This window comes from Echinicola pacifica DSM 19836, assembly GCF_000373245.1.
Classification (GTDB): Bacteria; Bacteroidota; Bacteroidia; order Cytophagales; family Cyclobacteriaceae; genus Echinicola; species Echinicola pacifica.
On the sequence record NZ_KB890750.1, the window covers coordinates 429447 to 447079 of the forward strand.

General features: G+C 42.7%; 11 protein-coding genes. 5 read left to right on the forward strand and 6 right to left on the reverse strand.

Annotation, left to right across the window (positions count from 1 at the left end):
• Positions 1–77: 77 nt before the first annotated feature.
• Both B050_RS0112355 and B050_RS0112360 read left to right on the forward strand, forming a co-directional pair.
• The gene (locus B050_RS0112355; protein ID WP_026235845.1) at positions 78–3095 is read left to right on the forward strand and encodes a SusC/RagA family TonB-linked outer membrane protein; all 3018 of its coding nucleotides are present in this window, start codon (positions 78–80) and stop codon (positions 3093–3095) included.
• A gap of 26 nt (positions 3096–3121) precedes the next feature.
• Positions 3122–4798: a RagB/SusD family nutrient uptake outer membrane protein gene (locus B050_RS0112360; protein WP_026235846.1), complete on the forward strand. Its 1677-nt coding sequence runs from the start codon at positions 3122–3124 to the stop codon at positions 4796–4798.
• A gap of 176 nt (positions 4799–4974) precedes the next feature.
• Here the strand turns inward: B050_RS0112360 and B050_RS0112365 are convergent, their stop codons facing one another.
• Complete coding sequence (locus B050_RS0112365) at positions 4975–5994, reverse strand: LacI family DNA-binding transcriptional regulator (RefSeq protein WP_018474238.1); 1020 nt, start codon at positions 5992–5994, stop codon at positions 4975–4977.
• A 352-nt stretch (positions 5995–6346) separates the two neighbouring features.
• Between B050_RS0112365 and uxaC the strand changes: the two genes are divergently transcribed.
• The 3 genes from uxaC to uxuA are packed head-to-tail and all read left to right on the forward strand — an operon-like array spanning position 6347 to position 9832.
• Positions 6347–7774 (forward strand): glucuronate isomerase, encoded by a 1428-nt coding sequence (gene uxaC, locus B050_RS0112370; protein WP_026235847.1) that lies wholly within the window; start codon positions 6347–6349, stop codon positions 7772–7774.
• Positions 7775–7787: 13 nt separating this feature from the next.
• Entirely contained in the window at positions 7788–8603 is an 816-nt protein-coding gene (locus B050_RS0112375) for an SDR family oxidoreductase (RefSeq protein ID WP_018474240.1), read from the forward strand.
• Between the two features lie 47 nt (positions 8604–8650).
• The gene (gene uxuA / locus B050_RS0112380) at positions 8651–9832 is read left to right on the forward strand and encodes a mannonate dehydratase (protein WP_018474241.1); all 1182 of its coding nucleotides are present in this window, start codon (positions 8651–8653) and stop codon (positions 9830–9832) included.
• A 266-nt stretch (positions 9833–10098) separates the two neighbouring features.
• On the opposite strand, the gene B050_RS0112385 is transcribed toward uxuA, so the two are convergent.
• From B050_RS0112385 to B050_RS0112405, 5 genes are all read right to left on the reverse strand, one after another.
• Entirely contained in the window at positions 10099–11127 is a 1029-nt protein-coding gene (locus B050_RS0112385) for a Gfo/Idh/MocA family protein (RefSeq protein ID WP_018474242.1), read from the reverse strand.
• A 606-nt stretch (positions 11128–11733) separates the two neighbouring features.
• Entirely contained in the window at positions 11734–12417 is a 684-nt protein-coding gene (gene aqpZ, locus B050_RS0112390) for an aquaporin Z (protein ID WP_018474243.1), read from the reverse strand.
• 121 nt (positions 12418–12538) lie between these two features.
• Positions 12539–13192: a hypothetical protein gene (locus B050_RS0112395; protein WP_026235848.1), complete on the reverse strand. Its 654-nt coding sequence runs from the start codon at positions 13190–13192 to the stop codon at positions 12539–12541.
• A 302-nt stretch (positions 13193–13494) separates the two neighbouring features.
• Positions 13495–15696: a DUF748 domain-containing protein gene (locus B050_RS0112400; RefSeq protein WP_018474245.1), complete on the reverse strand. Its 2202-nt coding sequence runs from the start codon at positions 15694–15696 to the stop codon at positions 13495–13497.
• Positions 15697–15917: 221 nt separating this feature from the next.
• Positions 15918–17522, reverse strand: coding sequence for a sulfatase family protein (locus B050_RS0112405; RefSeq protein WP_018474246.1), 1605 nt, complete (start codon positions 17520–17522; stop codon positions 15918–15920).
• Between the last annotated feature and the right edge of the window lie 111 nt (positions 17523–17633).

The window sequence follows — 17633 nt, forward strand, 5'->3', positions numbered from 1 at the left end:
AAAGTATAATATTACCCATAGGTGGTAGTATTTGCACTTTTCAGAACCCTTATAATTAACAATAAACCAAATAACTTATGCGAGTAAAGAACTACAAAAGTGTAGGAATTCTTATGTTCCTGGTGCTTATGAGTTTCTATTCCTTTGGACAGAACGTCCAGGTGAAAGGAACCATAAATGACGAGAATGGACAACCCATTCCAGGAGCAGCAGTCCTGGTAAAAGGTACCACTACTGGTACAGCCGCCGACCTAGATGGTAATTTCACCATCTCTGCCAGTCCGGAAAACACCCTTCAGTTTTCTTTTATTGGCTATAAGACCCATGAAGTAAAAGTGGGCAACCAATCAACTATTACCGTTTCCCTTGATCCCGATGTTTCTGATTTGGATGAAATCGTGGTGGTAGGTTATGGTAGTGTAAAGAAGAGCCAATTGACCGGAGCCATCTCCTCAGTCAGCTCCAAGGACATCACTGATCAGCCGATCACAGATGCTCGACAAGCACTCCAAGGTCGCTCCTCTGGTGTGGATGTCACCTCTCCAGGAAGTAAGCCAGGTGCATCTCCGCAAGTAAGGATCAGAGGTAGAAGATCCTTCAATGCAAGCAACGAACCACTCTATGTGGTGGATGGTATCCCTACGGTAGGAGGTATTAGCGATATTAACCCAAATGACATTACCTCCATGGAAATCCTAAAAGATGCCTCTGCAACGGCCATTTATGGATCCAGAGGTGCCAATGGCGTGGTATTAGTAACTACCAAACGCGGTAAATCTGGCAAAACAGAAGTTTCCATCAACTCTTATTATGGGTTTAATAAGTCACTGGGAACCATTCAGGTATTTGATGGGCCAGGTTTTGCAGAATACAAAAGAGAGTCCAGAAGAGCCACAGGAAACTATCCTGAAGGCCCTGCCACGGCCGCAGCTGATGAGGCCCTCTTCGAACCTGTCGAATTGGATGGTATCGCTCAAGGCCGAACCACCGACTATGTGGATCAATTATTACGCACAGGCATCATCCAAAACCAACAAGTATCGGTATCTGGAGGAAATGAAAAAACTCAGTTTTTTGTGTCTGGTGGATTCTTTCAAGACAAAGGAGTCGTGAAAAGCCAGGATTATACACGGTATAATTTCCGCGCTAATATTGATCATAAGATCAATGATAAAGTAAGATTTGGTACTTCCACCTTGATTTCTTACAGTGAGAGAAATGGTGAAAATTTCAACCCTATCGGAGGAGCTATGCAGGAGAATCCTTTGGGCAAGGCCTACGATGAAGAGGGTAATCTTATCTTCCTTCCTACTTCTGATGGATTGAGAACTAACCCTCTCGCCGAAATAGTGCCAGGTGCTAATATCGATCTTACCAAGCGATATAGAATTTTCAATAGTGTCTATGGTGAGTGGAAGATTGTAAAAGGATTGACTTATAGAGTGAATTTTGGCCCTGATATCACCATTGATAGAAACGGCAGATTTACAGGTTCCCAAACCAATGCTCGTAGAGGTGGCGATCCAACAGGAAGTATTGATGAAAATTTCATATTCAACTATACTTTAGAGAACGTAATTACCTATGAGCGCTCCATCGCTGATGACCATAATCTGAAATTCACAGGACTTCAGTCTATACAAAAAGACAACCTTGAAGAAACCATGCTAAATGTACAGGGTATCCCTGCCGAATCTCAATCTTATAATCGCTTAGGCGATGCAAGCCAGATCACACTTGCCAATACTTATCTTGAGCAATGGTCATTATTATCTTTTATGGGTAGATTAAACTATGATTACAAAGGAAAGATCCTCGTAACTGGAACAGTAAGAGCTGATGGTTCTTCGAAGTTTGGAGCAAACAATAAGTTCGCTTACTTCCCTTCAGTGGCTGTAGGATGGAATATTACTGATGAGCCTTTCTTCAAGTCCAATAAAACCTTTGATCAGCTGAAGCTGCGTGTGAGTTATGGTTCTATTGGAAACCAAGCCATCGATCCTTATCAGACCCAGGCACTTTTAGGACGAACCACTTATGCCTATGACAATACCCCGGCATTCGGATATGGTCCAAATACTATCGGTAATCCTGATCTTCGTTGGGAAACTTCCACCACCTTCAATGCTGGATTGGACTTCTCATTAGTTGCCGGTCGAATCTCTGGTAGCATGGAGTATTATATTACCACTACGAAAGATCTATTGGCTCCACAGCCTTTGCCAAATTCCACAGGTTTCAGTGGCTATACCACCAATATCGGTGAAACACAGAACCGCGGGATAGAATTGACGATCAATACCACCAATATTGACAATGGTAATTTTACTTGGACCACCGATTTTATCTTTAATAGAAACAGAGAAGAAATCCTCTCACTGCCAAATGGTGATGATATTACCAATGGACGATTTGTAGGGCAAGCTTTGACTGTTTTCTATGATTATAAAAAAATAGGCATCTGGCAGACTGATCAGAAGGACCTCGCTAATTCATTTGAGGATGAAGTGGGTGAAATACGTGTGGAGGATTACAATGGTGATGGACAGATCAATGCGGATGACCGTCAGATTCTTGGCTCGGCAGTTCCAGACTTCGTGATGGGAATGACCAACCGATTCAATTATAAAAACTTTGATTTCTCCTTCTTTATTTACGGGAGATTCGGTTCCATGATTCGTAGTAGATTCCACGACCAGTTCAATAGCTTATTTGGTCGATATAATAACTTAGCGGTGGACTACTGGACTCCAGACAACCCTACCAATGAATTCCCAAGACCTAATCAAAATCAGGAAAGTCCTAAGTATGCGTCCTCCATGTCTTATTTTGATGGTTCATTCATCAAGGTGAGAAATATTAACATTGGATATAATTTTGATAAGAGCATTGCTTCTAAATTGGGAATGAGCAGTTTGAGAGTGTATTCTAGCATTCAGCAGCCCTTCATCTTTTCAAGCTACAGAAGCAAGCATCAAGGGATAGACCCTGAGGTTTACCTGGATGGTGAGCAAGGTGCAGGAGCTGGAGAAGTAAATGCAAACATCTCCCCTGCGGTAACCTCGTTTACCTTTGGTATCAATGCTAAATTTTAATTGTGGGATTTAAAAATTATAGAAATATGAATATCAATAGATTCAAACATAAATTTTCACATTTACTAATAGGCTGTTCCATTGGACTTGGGCTTATGAGTCTCCCCGCTTGCGAAGGCGTGCTGGATGAAGATGTGATATCGAATATAGGTAACGATTATATGAATACCCCTAGTGGGCTAAAAGACGGGCTAAATGCTGCTTACAGCACCTTCAGAACGTTTTATGGTACCGAAAGTGGTAATAATTTCACCGTTTTTGGTACCGATACCTATACCAATGGAGCGGATGGAAGCTGGAAATTCATGAACCAGTACACTTCGCAATTTGATTCCAGAACAGGCCATGTGGCTAATGTCTGGGATAACTTCTATAGAGGGATTAATACCTGTAATGCGGTAATTGACAGAGCCCCAATCGTGGTTGGATTGGATGAGTCCACGAAAGCTAAATATGTGGCGGAAGCAAAATTTATCCGTGCGCATCTTTATTTCCTGCTCACCCAGCATTTCGGAGGGGTAGATCTTCAGCTTACCGAAACCATCATCCCTTCCACGGATGTGACTCGTTCCACCGTACCCCAAATGTATCAGGCGATCATTTCCGACTTGGAATCAGCTATTCCTGATTTAGAGGCAACTATGAAATCAACTGATTATGGTCGTGCTACGCGTCCAGCAGCAGAGCACCTTATGGGTTGGGTATATCTCACCAAAGGATACTCTGAGGCCAGTGAAAGTACTGACTTTGCCAATGCAGAGACCTATTTCGAAGCTGTAATCGATGGCTATGGCTTCCAGTTACTGCCTGATTTTGCAGATGTCTATGCCTTCGGCAATGAGATCAATGATGAAGTGATCTTTAGTGTGCAATATACTCGTGACCCACTAACCAACGGGGGCGGTAATAATACCCACCTGTATTTCCTAATGGAGTATGATATCCAGCCAGGTATGCAGCGGGACGTGGAAAATGGCCGTCCATGGAAAAGATTCAGACCTACCAATTATACCTTAAATGAGGCATTTGTAAATAGGGATATTGATAGCAGGTATCAGAAGTCTTTCAAGGATGTATTTTATTCTAATACTCCAGGTGCATATAATACCACTTTCGATTTGAGTAAGACTTCCTTGAATTTTGCACTAGGTGATACCACAATCTATATTCCTGGATATGAAATTTCGGAAGCTGAAAGGGCGAAGAAGCCTTATCAGATCCTGACTCCAAGTATGTACACTGATAAGCTATATCCTACCCTAACCAAGCATCTGGATCCGGGAAGACTGGACAAGACTCAAGCTGCTGGTGGACGTGATTATATCGTATTCAGGTTAGCGGATACTTACCTGCTATTGGCAGAAGCTCAGTTTCAGCAGAATAAGCTCAGCGAAGCCACTGAGACCATCAATATGGTACGTCGCAGAGCCGCTTGGCCAGGTGCTGAAGCCAGCATGGAAATTGCCGCTTCTGACCTTAGCCTGACTTTCATCATGGATGAGAGAGCTAGAGAATTATTAGGTGAGCAGAAGCGCTGGATGGACCTCGTAAGATGGGGTACGCTAGTGGAGAGAGTGAAGCTATACAATACTCAAGGAGCTCCTAATATTAAGGATACGCACGTATTGCGACCTATTCCTCAAAATCAAATTGACCGGATTCCTGGTGGCAAAGATGCCTTCCCACAAAACCCTGGTTATTAATTCACCATTATCCTAAACTAAGTAAGGCCACCTTTCATCAGGTGGCCTTTTTTTATGCGTTCGCTTCATTAGGCTATTTAAGAAGTGCTAGTCAAGCCTCTAATTCATTAGCCTTCTCTCCTTTTGATCCCTCTTACTGAGTATTAATACTTTGCCCTAGGGCAAAAATAATACTTCTAAGCCTTGGAAGAGGACCTACGGATATGGAGTTTAGAGGGCAGGATCACTAATTCATCCCTGAAGTCAGGGGCATTCTTTTTAGTAAGTTTGTTCATCAATAAAGCGGCAGCCTTACGGCCAAATTCATGCGTAGGTTGAGAAATTGTAGTTAAGCTGGGGTTGAGCAAGTCAGCAATTTTCATATTAGAAAATGTCGCCAACTTCAGATCACGAGGTATATTCATCTCCAGATCTCTCACCACATAGTAAGTGCTAATCGCCAGTTTTTCCACTGCCGCTAAAATCCCGTCAGGCGCCTGCTTATCGGTAAGCAGCTTATTAATAATATGGTAGTTTTCATCATCTGAGTTTTCACACTTGATGACCAAGCCCTCATCCATCGCCAACCCTGACTCCTCCAATGCATCCATATATCCCTTCAAGCGCTGTTGACTAATGGATATTTCGCGGGACAGCAGCAGAAAAGCGATTCTTTTACAGCCTTGGGCTATCAGGTGTTTGGTCACCTCATAGCCACTTTCATACCCATTGGTTACAAACTTGGTGGTGGGGATGCTCTCACATACTCGGTCAAAGAAAATCAAAGGAATGCCTTTTTCGAAAATCGTCATGAGATGCTCCGTTTCCCTGGTCTGATGCGAGACAGACATCATGATGCCATCCACACGCCCATTGAGCAGGTGAGCCACGATTTCCTTCTCCCGCTCGAGGTTCTCATGCGTATGATATACCAATAGATGATAACCATGCTCCTGAGTAATCTCTTCTACTCCCTCGATCACCTGAGCAAAAAAATTATTGACAAGATCAGGGATGATCATGGCGATGGTTTTACTCTTATGCTCCCGCAATCCTCTGGCAAAAGGATTGGGCTGATAATTCATTTTTTTGGCCATATCCAGCACCCGTTTCTTGGTTTTGTCACTGATTTCATAACTATCATTCAGTGCTCTGGAAACCGTGGACGGGGCTAAATTTAAAATTTCAGCTAGTTTTTTTATATTAACTCCACTCATGAAAATATTCCTCTCCGGTTATTTAATATCAAATTTAATTTTTTTAGCCATTAATCCCTTCACACTACCCAATAAATCCATTTTTTCATTGATTCCGGGCTGCTTATCACGAAAACGATTCCGTGATTAAAGTGCTTAGATTCCTTATATAATAGGCTAATATTCCCTATTATTACTTAGCGAGAATCGATCTTAGAGCGGCTTATACTCTCACTATCTCGATTTAATACAATAAATTATTTTGGTGCAGCCTCACTAAAATTCGCAGTGACAGAACCTTTAATTGTAACCTAAACCTTTGGCGAAGCTCAACAATTCTTTTTTGATGCTTCAAAAAAAATTGAATACCCATATGACTCATTCTGCATTAAGCTCTTCTAAAACCTTCATTACAGACCAGTTTCTCTTACAATCGGATTTTGCAGCTACCCTTTACCATGATTATGCGAAGGAGATGCCTATCATCGATTATCATTGTCATCTCTCTCCCGAGGCCCTGGCTTCCAATAAGAAATTCTCCACTATCTCCGATATCTGGCTCGCCGGTGATCACTATAAGTGGAGAGCCATGAGAACCTTAGGCATCAATGAAAAATACATCACCGGAGAAGCTAGCGATCAGGAGAAATTTGATAAGTGGGCTTTCACAGTGCCTTATACCATGAGGAATCCCCTTTATCATTGGACGCATTTAGAATTATTACGCTATTTTGGCATAGATGAATTGCTCTCCGAAAGGAACGCTGCTGAGGTATATTCCGCCACCAACGCCCAACTATCACAGGATGCCTTCAGCACCCAGTCCCTCCTAAACCAGATGAAAGTGGAGACGGTCTGCACCACCGATGATCCTGCGGATGATCTCGAGCACCATATACTAGCCGCAAAAAACAATATGTCCATTGGGCTATTCCCTACTTTCAGACCTGACAAATCCTTTGCAGTGGAAAACCCCGCTGTCTATAAAGCCTATATCGAAAAGCTAGGCCATGCCGCCGGCACCAGCATCTCCAACTATGATGACTTGCTCACCGCCTTATCGAATAGGGTAGATTTCTTCCATCTGCATGGCGGAAGATTAGCCGATCATGGCTTAGAGAAACTCTTTTATTTCCCTTCGGGCAAATACAATGTCCACACACTATTCGATCAGGTTTTACAAGGCAAGTCCCTGAATACTGACCAGATAGGTTATTTCAAATATGAAACGCTCTTGGCTCTGTGTAAGATGTACCATGCCAAAGGCTGGGCTCAGCAGTTTCACCTAGGGGGACTTCGTAATACCAATGAAAGAATGTTGACCAAATTAGGTCCAGACACAGGATTTGACTCCATGGGAGACTATAGCCAAGCCGAGTCACTTTCCAAATTCCTAAACGAATTGGACAAGTCCGACCAGCTTTGCAAGACCATCCTTTATAATCTAAATCCTCGCGACAATGAGGTAATGGCCACTATGACGGGCAATTTCAATGATGGATCCTACCGGGGTAAGGTGCAGTTTGGATCTGGATGGTGGTTTTTGGATCAAAAAGATGGGATGGAGAAGCAGATGAATGCCCTATCAAATATGGGATTACTGAGCTGCTTCGTGGGCATGCTCACCGATTCAAGGAGCTTCCTGAGCTTCCCCCGTCATGAGTATTTCCGCAGAACCCTCTGTAATCTCATCGCTCGCGATGTGGTCAATGGAGAACTACCCGCAGATGAGCAGTGGCTTGGCAAAATGGTCCAAGACATCTGTTATAATAATGCCAAAAGTTATTTTAATTTTCAATAAAAAATAAGCCAAGATGTCGTCTTTATTTTCATTACAAGACAAAATAATATTAATCAGTGGAGCCACTGGAGTACTAGGCAATAGCATTACACAGTTTTTGGCAGGAGAAGGTGCCAGTGTAATTATATTAGGCCGAAACCCAAACAAAGTAAGGGATCTAGTGGAACAAATCGAGTCTGCTGGTGGCAAAGCCAATCCCCTGATAGCGGATGTCACCAATGAAGAGGCCTTAATAAATGCCCGCGAACAAGTGGAAAAGAAATTCGGTCAGCTGGATGTATTGATTAATGCGGCCGGCGGAAATATGCCGGGGGCTATCGTAACTCCTGATCAGAAAATCACCGACCTGGATATAGAAGAAGTAAAGAAAGTGATGGAGCTGAATTATTTAGGGACGCTATTACCCATTCAGATCTTTACCCCTTTATTGATCAAAAACCCTCAAGCTAGTATTGTCAATATTTCCTCTATGGCAGCTTCCCGCCCTCTCACCAGAGTCATGGGATATGCCTCTGCCAAAGCGGCCATTGATAACCTTACCAAGTGGCTATCTGTGGAGTACTGCCAGAAATACGGCAAAAACTTCCGGGTAAATGCCGTTGCGCCGGGATTCTTCCTTACGGATCAAAACCGTGCCCTGCTTACCAAAGAAGGTGGAGAACTTACCGACCGTGGCAATCAGATCATCAGCCATACTCCTATGGACCGCTTTGGTAATCCAGAGGATTTATTTGGCGCATTAGCCTTTTTGTGTAGCGATGCTTCACAGTTTGTGACAGGGACCATAATCCCTGTGGACGGAGGATTCAGTGCTTTCTCTGGCGTGTAAGCAGTTAGTAGAAAAGAAATTACAGCATAGTATATAAATATTTCAGTATGAAAAATACATTATACATGGAACAGACCATGCGTTGGTATGGTCCAAAAGACCCCGTTAGTCTAGCTGACATTCGTCAGGCTGGAGCTACGGGGATCGTTTCTGCCCTGCATCATATTCCTAATGGGGAGGTATGGCCACGAGAAGAGATCCAAAAAAGAAAGGCGATAATCGAAGAGGCTGGCCTTACCTGGTCTGTCGTCGAGAGCATCCCTGTACACGAAAATATCAAAACCAGATCGGGTAAATTTTTGGAATATATAGCCAATTATAAACAGTCCATTCAAAATTTGGCAGCTGAGGGTATTTATACCGTCTGCTATAATTTCATGCCGGTATTGGACTGGACCAGAACAGACCTTTCCTATGAATTGCCTAATGGTGCTCGAGCCCTGAGATTTGAACTTCAAGCTTTAGCAGCCTTTGACATTTATATCCTGAAGAGACCCAATGCCGAAAAGGATTATTCTCCAGCAGTAATCGAGCGTGCAAAAAAATTCCTTGACAATGCCTCTGAGCAGGATAAAAACCTTCTGATTAATAATATTATTGCAGGACTTCCAGGAGCTGAAGAAGGTTATTCTTTGACAGCCTTCCAAAAAGTTTTGGATACCTATAAGGATATTGATACCGAAAAACTCGCAGAGCATCTTCAGCTATTTCTGGATGATATCGTCCCTGTCGCTGCGGAGAACGGACTGGTATTAGCCATTCACCCGGATGACCCACCCTTCCCCATGTTTGGTCTTCCAAGAGTGGTCAGTACTGCCTCCGATGTGAAGCGGATCGTTAGCCAGACCCCTTCCCCATCCAATGGGCTTACCTTTTGCACAGGTTCCTTTGGGGTCAGAGCAGATAATGACCTTCCTGGTATGGTACGCCAGTTTGGAGAGAATATTCATTTTATCCATTTGAGAAGTACCTTGAGAGATGAAGAAGGGAATTTCCACGAAGCAGATCACCTCGCTGGTGATGTACCGATGGCCGAGGTAATAGAAGCTTTGATCGAGGTACAGCAAGAAAGGGGAATAAACCTCCCGATGAGACCAGATCATGGTCATCAGATGCTGGACGACCTCAGGAAAAACACCAATCCGGGATATACTGGCATTGGACGATTAAAAGGCCTTGCAGAAATACGAGGCGTGGAAGTAGGAATAATCTATAGCAAGGGGAAATAATTTAGAAGATGCTAGCCATCCGATAGAGTCCCAGGACATAACCACCAATACCAACAACCTGTGATAAGCAAAGTTATTTTTTGCACGTCACAGGTTGACTTTTTTATACGTCAACAAATAGCCAAATAGCTGCTAAGGTCTCGAACCTTTTGACTGATACTTTAACAATGGAGTTATTGAGAAGATGGTCAGGAAATAATGTTAAAGAGCGAGTATTAAGTCCAAATCCTTTCATCAGATACAGGATCAATTCATCCCTTTAAGGCTTAGTTCAAATCGATAGTGCTTCCCTTTTTAGAGCTTTCATAGATTGCTTCGATAAGCCTGAGTGACTTCATACCTTCTCGTCCATCTATTTTAGGTACGGTATTATTTTCTATGGCTGATAGGAATTCGGAGATTTGTTCCTGATGCAATAGATGACCAATGGCCATAGGATCTGAAGTCCCTTTTTGGGATTCAGCGCTGCTGTAACCTATGTTTAAAGAGGATATTTTGGAATGAAAGGCGATCAATTTCCCTCCCTCCAGGATGGCACTTCCTTCTGAGCCAAAGATCTCCAGGCGCTCAGGGTAACCGGGATATAAGGCCGTGGAAGCGGTGATATTGCCCATGGCACCATTATCAAATTCTACCACCGCGGCACCAATATCCTCCCCTTCAATAGGATGTAAAGTCGTCTTGACTTTGCCAAAAACTGAGCGAGGCGCACCCATGATGGCAAGTAATAAATCTATGGTATGGATGCCTTGATTAATAAAAGCACCTCCCCCATCACCTTTAAGTGTTCCCTTCCAGGGGCTGCTGGTATAATACTCCTTCTTTCGAAACCAATTGATATGTGCATTACCCATGAGCAGTCGGCCTAAGCTGCCTTTTTCCAACTCAGATAGCAGGGTTTGAAAGCCTTCGTTGAGGCGGTTTTGAAAGATTACCCCTAGTTTTACGCTATTATCTTCGCAGCTTTCTACAATCATCTTTGCACGCTCCGTGCTGATCTCAATAGGCTTCTCTATCAATACATGGATTCCTGCCTGGGCGGCTGCTATGGAGGGCTCCATATGATGGCCACTCGCCGTACATACGATGATCATATCCAAGTGGGGATGATTTAGGAACTCACTCATTTCATGGTAGGCCTTGACCCCAAAGTCCTGTTCGGCAGCGGAGGCTCGCTGAGCATCGGAGCTGCATACCGCCACTAGCTGGGCATTAGGAAGGTCATGTATCGCTTTGGCATGTTGACGAGCGATGGCTCCGGTTCCCACGATTCCAATTGTAAAAATCTTAGACATGACTTGTATATTTTAGCTGTAAATTCAGGATCTTTTCCATTTTTATAATACCATAAAACGGGCTTCAACAAGGGCTAATCCTAATTGTTTTCCTAAAGCGCCCTCTCTCAAAGGCGATATAATGCAATATACCAGCCTACAGGCGAAGCTCCAAAGGCAGTATGCTAGATGGCCAAATTTTAATCCGAAAAACCATGTATGAACTAATTGAGCACATAAGATAAAATTATGGGAATACTCAGCAAGCCTATTTGCCGCTCTATTATTCCTATAAAAATTATCACTCATAATAATCATTCCCGCTGATTTATTCCGCAATAATACCCCTACAATTATCTCTTCAAAATGTGCATTTCAGGAAAAGTGGAGGGTCATTATATTATTATTAGTAAAGGAAAACAATGATAAATAGGAGGAATAAAATTCGCGCATTCATTACAATTATAAGGGAATTAAGGTTTAAAAATGAGCTTATTTCTTTTTGAAATTAAGGGTTATTTAAGCCAAGTAAAAATCGAATAGGCGAGCAAGGTTTTATCAAAAAAATCACCAACCTTCAAGGAAAACCTTGTTAGTTGGTGATTTAGCAATAGGTGGAATTAAAATCTATTTTTCAGGAGAGAGGTATTTATATACCCATCCTGCAAGGATGGCACCTACAATCGGGGCCACCCAGAATAACCATAGTTGACTGATCGCCCAATCTCCAACGAAAATCGCCTGACTGGTACTTCTTGCGGGATTCACAGAAGTATTAGTCACTGGGATACTGATCAGGTGGATCAGGGTAAGGCATAGGCCAATGGCTATCCCGGCAAATCCTTTAGGAGCCTTGGAATGGGTAGCTCCTAAAATGACAATTAGAAAGCCAAAGGTCATCACTATCTCTGTCACCAAAGCAGCGACTAAGCCAAAACCTCCAGGAGAGTGTTCTCCAAAACCATTGGCAGCAAATCCTCCCACAACGAAATTCGGATTGTCTGAGGCAATGATATACAGGATACCTGCGGCCAGAATGGCCCCAAGAACCTGGGCGACGATATAAGGCAATAATTCCTTGGAAGAAAATCTTCCTCCAGCCCACAGGCCAAATGATACAGCAGGGTTCAGGTGACAGCCGGATATATGCCCAATAGCATAAGCCATCGTCAGCACTGTAAGGCCAAAAGCCAAGGCTACTCCAGCAAAGCCAATCCCTAATTCAGGGAAACCAGCCGCCAAAACAGCACTGCCACAGCCCCCCAATACTAGCCAAAATGTACCAATAAATTCTGCAATTAACTTTTTCATATTATGGTTGTTTACGTGTTGAAACAAAGTCAAAAGCAGAAATTCACCGCACTTATTTAACTATCCACCAAAATTTTCGTGGAATGCCTGCTGTAAAAATTGTAAAAGGGTATTGCCCCTTTTACTTTAGTTTGAATACCAAGCCACCGCCTAGTCCAAACTGATAAATCGAAGAGTAACTGCTCAGACCAGCTCCACCGCCGCCTGTGCCAAAATAGAAGCCACCACCGACAGACTGCACAGCAGACATCAATTCTGCCTGTAATTTTACGCCCATACGGTCAGAAGCCCAATATATTCCTCCTCCTTTAATTCCCCAAGCTAGCTTGGTTACAGTGTTTTTATGTCCATTGTCTGGATTGTTGAGGCTCGCAATAAGCATCCCACCCATCATACCTACAAATCCTTCCACTGGACTTCCCGGTGCACGGAAATAGCGTGTAGGAGCCACCATGATATAATTAAGACCCAAGTCAAAATTAGTGAACTGGTCTGGTCCAACCACGTATCGGTAACGTGTAGGGCTATTGGTGTCCTGACGGAGGTAAGATACTTCTATACCCAGCATATCATTTACCATATATTCAAATCCACCACCCCACTGGAGTCCTTCTTCTAGTTTTCCGTTATAGTAATAATTGTTTCCCGCGTCCCAATAAGAATCAAATTGGTCAGCAAACATAAATGAACTATACGCGTTGAATCGGATCTCCTGAGCGCTTGAGCTCAAAGAACAAAAGGCGAAAATTGCTACTACTAATAGATATTTTTTCATAAAATAATTGGTAAAGGAGACCATGCTTTGCTTTTACTCTAAAGCATCACAATAATCTCTAAGATTGATTTTTGTGTGTTTAATTATTATCGATTTTCATCTACCTTAAACAATCTTCTATATCTATATAATTAAAGAATACGCACAAAACCGAAATACTTTTCAATTTTATGAATAAATTCAGATTATACTAAATAAAACAAAGAGTAATTAGGTAAATTTTATAATTCTTGGCATATAATTTTTTGGCAAAGTTTTCGAATGGAAACTATTTAATAGTACCATTTCTTGTCACTTATCCCCTATTTAACCCCAAATTTCACTACAAATCCACTACTGGTCACAGGAAACTCAGGAATTTCTTCCAGCTTCTTCACCTGGACCGAAGAGGCTAGCGCACTGTCTTTTTCTGCAAAAGCCTGCGTCAATTCCTGCGTTCGGGTCTCCTCAATACTTAAGGCCTGGCTTAGAAGATGCTGCTGATCCACCAATAACATCGCCAGACTATCCGACCCCACTTCCAAGGACGCACTGTCCAAATTTGGCTGCTGAATGGCTAAGGTGGACTTCATATAAGAAATGAAATGCACATCATTATCGGCAATCTCCGGAACCTGGCTAGAACTCAATTCCTTATTCAGCTGAGCTTTCATATACTTGACTTTCGCCTCTCTCATGGCCAGTGCTTTCACTTCTATATTATCAGGCACATAATACTCTAAGTCCACGGTCAAGCCTGATTTCTTCTGCATCAGCTCGATTAGCTGCTGGACGGACTTTTCCTGACTCGCCCCAACGAGGGTATCCAAAGGTTGGAATTCAATATATTGTATATCTTTTTCCTTTACGCCAAATACAGAGGCCAGCAATTTGCCCGGTGCAGAAACTACCTTATCTAGATTTTGCTTAACCACCTGCCATACAATGGGCCAAACCGCAAACTGCGGATCATATAGACTTCCTTCCACCGGTACGTCCAGATTTACCACTCCGTTCTTGTCTTTCATCAGGAACACGCCAAACTTCAGTGGCAGAGCATATAATACATTTTTGCTCACCCTATCCCCTACTTCCAGGTTATTTATGGTGAATTTATTTTGACTCTCCATTTTACCATCCAGCACGGTGGTCTTTCCGCTATAAATTAGCTCTCCTTCGAATATAGGATGGCCTGCATACATCAAACTAAAAGGGCTCAAATCACCCATTTGGAATCCTTTGACCGCAAAGTCAATGGAGAAATCCAGGGGATTTTGGGGATTTACACTGACATTCGCATTATACTTCCCCTTTTCGTTCAGCAGACCGGTACTGGAAATCACCGCAAGCTCACTATCCGACCTGATCTTCTCTGAGGTCGCCGTAATCGCACTAATATTATATTCGAAATAATCTTCAAAAGTATAATCTCTGTACAGCACACTGCTATTGATGATCATAAAGGTATCCAGGGAATAAAACAGGTCCGATTGATCTGCTATCGACTGTACGCTATCTGTCACCACCGCTGCGCTATCTTCCTCCTCTAGCAGAGGCTGGAACATGGCGATCATGCTATTGGTGCTGTCCAGCATATCAAATCGAATATGAATGCCATCCGCCAGAACTCTGGAAACCTGATAGGACTGCTTAAGCACATCAATTTTGGCCAGGGAGGCATATATAGAATCTGCCTTCATAGCGGGAATCGCCGCACTATCCAGCAGGCTCAAGTCAGCCGCCCATACCTGTCCGTCCAGGAGGAGCTCTGGCAAATCCGAAAAATCTCCCGTGATATTAATATTGCCACCGGCATGTCCCGAAAATTCTGTGAAATTGAGGTACGGCTTGAGGTAGGGCTCTATAAGATCCAAGTCGATCCCTTCCATAGATACATGGGCGATCAGCTTATTGGTTTTAGGAAAATAATTGTTTTCAAGTTTTAATTTACCCGTTTGGTTCAGCATCAGTTCCACCTCCATATCTGCCGACTCACTATCATAACCGAAATGGGGTAAGGCCAGGGACAGGTCCTCCATCTCCACCATATGATCCATCTCCTTATCATAATAAGTCACCAAACCCTTGCTCAATACAAAATCATAAATCTCAAAGGCAAACTCTGATTCCTCCTCTTCAGAAGCTAGGCTATCCTCCTCAGATTCAGGAATCAAGTCAGAGAAATTAAATGTGTCATAGTCCTTTATGGTATGCACATAAGGGCTATCAAGATAAATATGCTCAAATTCGACGGCCCCGGTTAATAGCTTTAAGAAATAAATATCAGCATCCAAACTGCCAAAGCCCGAAAACTCCGTGGAATCTTCCTTTTCATAAACAGTAAAATTCTCTACTCTCAGCCGCCCTTGGAATGGATTAAAAGTTAGGGATTCTATCCCGGCCTTGCGACCGATAAGCTCCTCAGAATGAGCGTTAAAATACTTTTTTATTATAATTGGAGAGGTGGCCAAAAGTACATAGACTAGAATAATAAGACCACCAAAAATCAATAAAACCTTTTTCATAAAACCTTAAAAAGATTATAAAAACGAATAATACGTCAAATATACTACTTATTGTTTGTGAAGGAAATTTCCAATTAGAGAATAAGTCCTATCTTCTTGCATAAAAATCTCTACTAGGCTGGCACCTTGCAAAAAGAGGCAGTGTCACCTGAATTAGTGCACACTGCCTCTCCGCTGAATCCTGAAAATCAGGCCTATTATAGCTTTCTATTTTCCCTAAGTTAATTCGTAGGAACCTTCACTTCGTCTTTATATTCATGCATTAATTCTATGAGTTTCTCATGCATATTTTCTCGAACTTCCATATAGGCAGCATCCTCATATACATTATTCATTTCCTGAGGATCCATTTCTAAATCGTACAACTCCCATTCATCCACGTCATAGTAAAAATGGATAAGCTTATACCGATCTGTCCGAATTCCATTATGTCTTTTTACTGCGTGGATTCCTGGATACTCATAATAATGATAATATAAGGCCTTTCTCCAATCCACTTTTTCACCTTTTAGAAGAGGTACTAAGCTTCTGCCCTGCATTTCTGCGGGGATTTTCACTTGTGCTGCTTCCAGAATGGTCTCTGCAAAATCCAGGTTTTGAACCAGCTGACCATTTACAGATCCAGGCTGGGTCACCCCTGGCCATCTTATCAGCAATGGAGTCCTGAAAGACTCCTCATACATAAAGCGCTTATCAAACCAACCATGCTCTCCTAAATAAAATCCCTGATCGGAGGTATAGATGACGATCGTGTTTTCTGCTAATCCTTCTTCCTCCAAAAAATCCAATAAACGTCCCACATTATCATCCACGGAGGCTATGCTGCCGAGGTAGTCCTGCATATAACGCTGATATTTCCAGGAGGTAAGCGCATCTCCCTGAGGGTTCATCTGCTCAAACTCCTCATTGATAGGGCCATATACCTCATCCCAAGCTGCCCTTGTGGAAGGGTTCATCCGAGCGAGCATTTCATAATAACCGTTTTTATACCAATAGATAAAATCCTTATGGCCCAATTTTTCTGCTATTTCAGGATTAATTTTATTATCATAAGTCACCCCCATATGGCTGGAAATCCTCATCTCAGCCTCCTTAGCGGCAGTACCGCGACCCGCATAGTCATCAAAGAGCGTTGCAGGCTCCGGAAATTCCTTTTGGGTAAATGCTCTGAAATGTTCTTCCTTAGGGCTCCATTCACGATGGGGAGCTTTATGCTGATACATAAGCATAAAAGGCTTTTTGGACTCTTTATTATCCTTGATCCATTGGATGGAGCGATCGGTAATGATGTCGGTCACATACCCAGAATCGACCACAAGACCCTCAGGAGTTCTGAATTCAGGATTATAATAATGCCCCTGATCCGGCAATACCCTCCAATAGTCAAAACCTGTCGGTTGGGTCTTAAGATGCCATTTCCCTACTATGGCCGTTTGGTAGCCGTTCTCCTGTAATAACTTCGGAAAAGTCATCTGTGTGCTATCAAACCGGACCGAATTATCCATCATCCCATTCAAATGGCTATGCTTTCCAGTCAAAATCACCGCTCTGCTGGGAGCGCAAATAGAATTGGTGACATAAGCATGCTCGAAAAGCATCCCCTCCTCTGCTAGCCGATCTATATTAGGTGTTTGGATCAACTTATCATCATAGGCACTCAAGGCCTGATATGCATGATCATCCGACATGATGAAGATAATATTCGGGCGGGAATCCGCCTTATCTTCTTCCTGTTTGGTTTCTCCACAGCTGCTTAGGGCTATCAGCAAAACCAGTGAGTTAAAGGCGTAGAGCCCTTGGAACCCAGCTAAAGGTGATTTTTTCATTTGTCTTAGGGATAAATAAGTATGATGCCCTAAAACTAAGAATTTTCTTTCATATACTATCCTTAGCTTTTCGAATCAGGAGATAAAAAAGGGGGATAAAAGCTAGTTCTA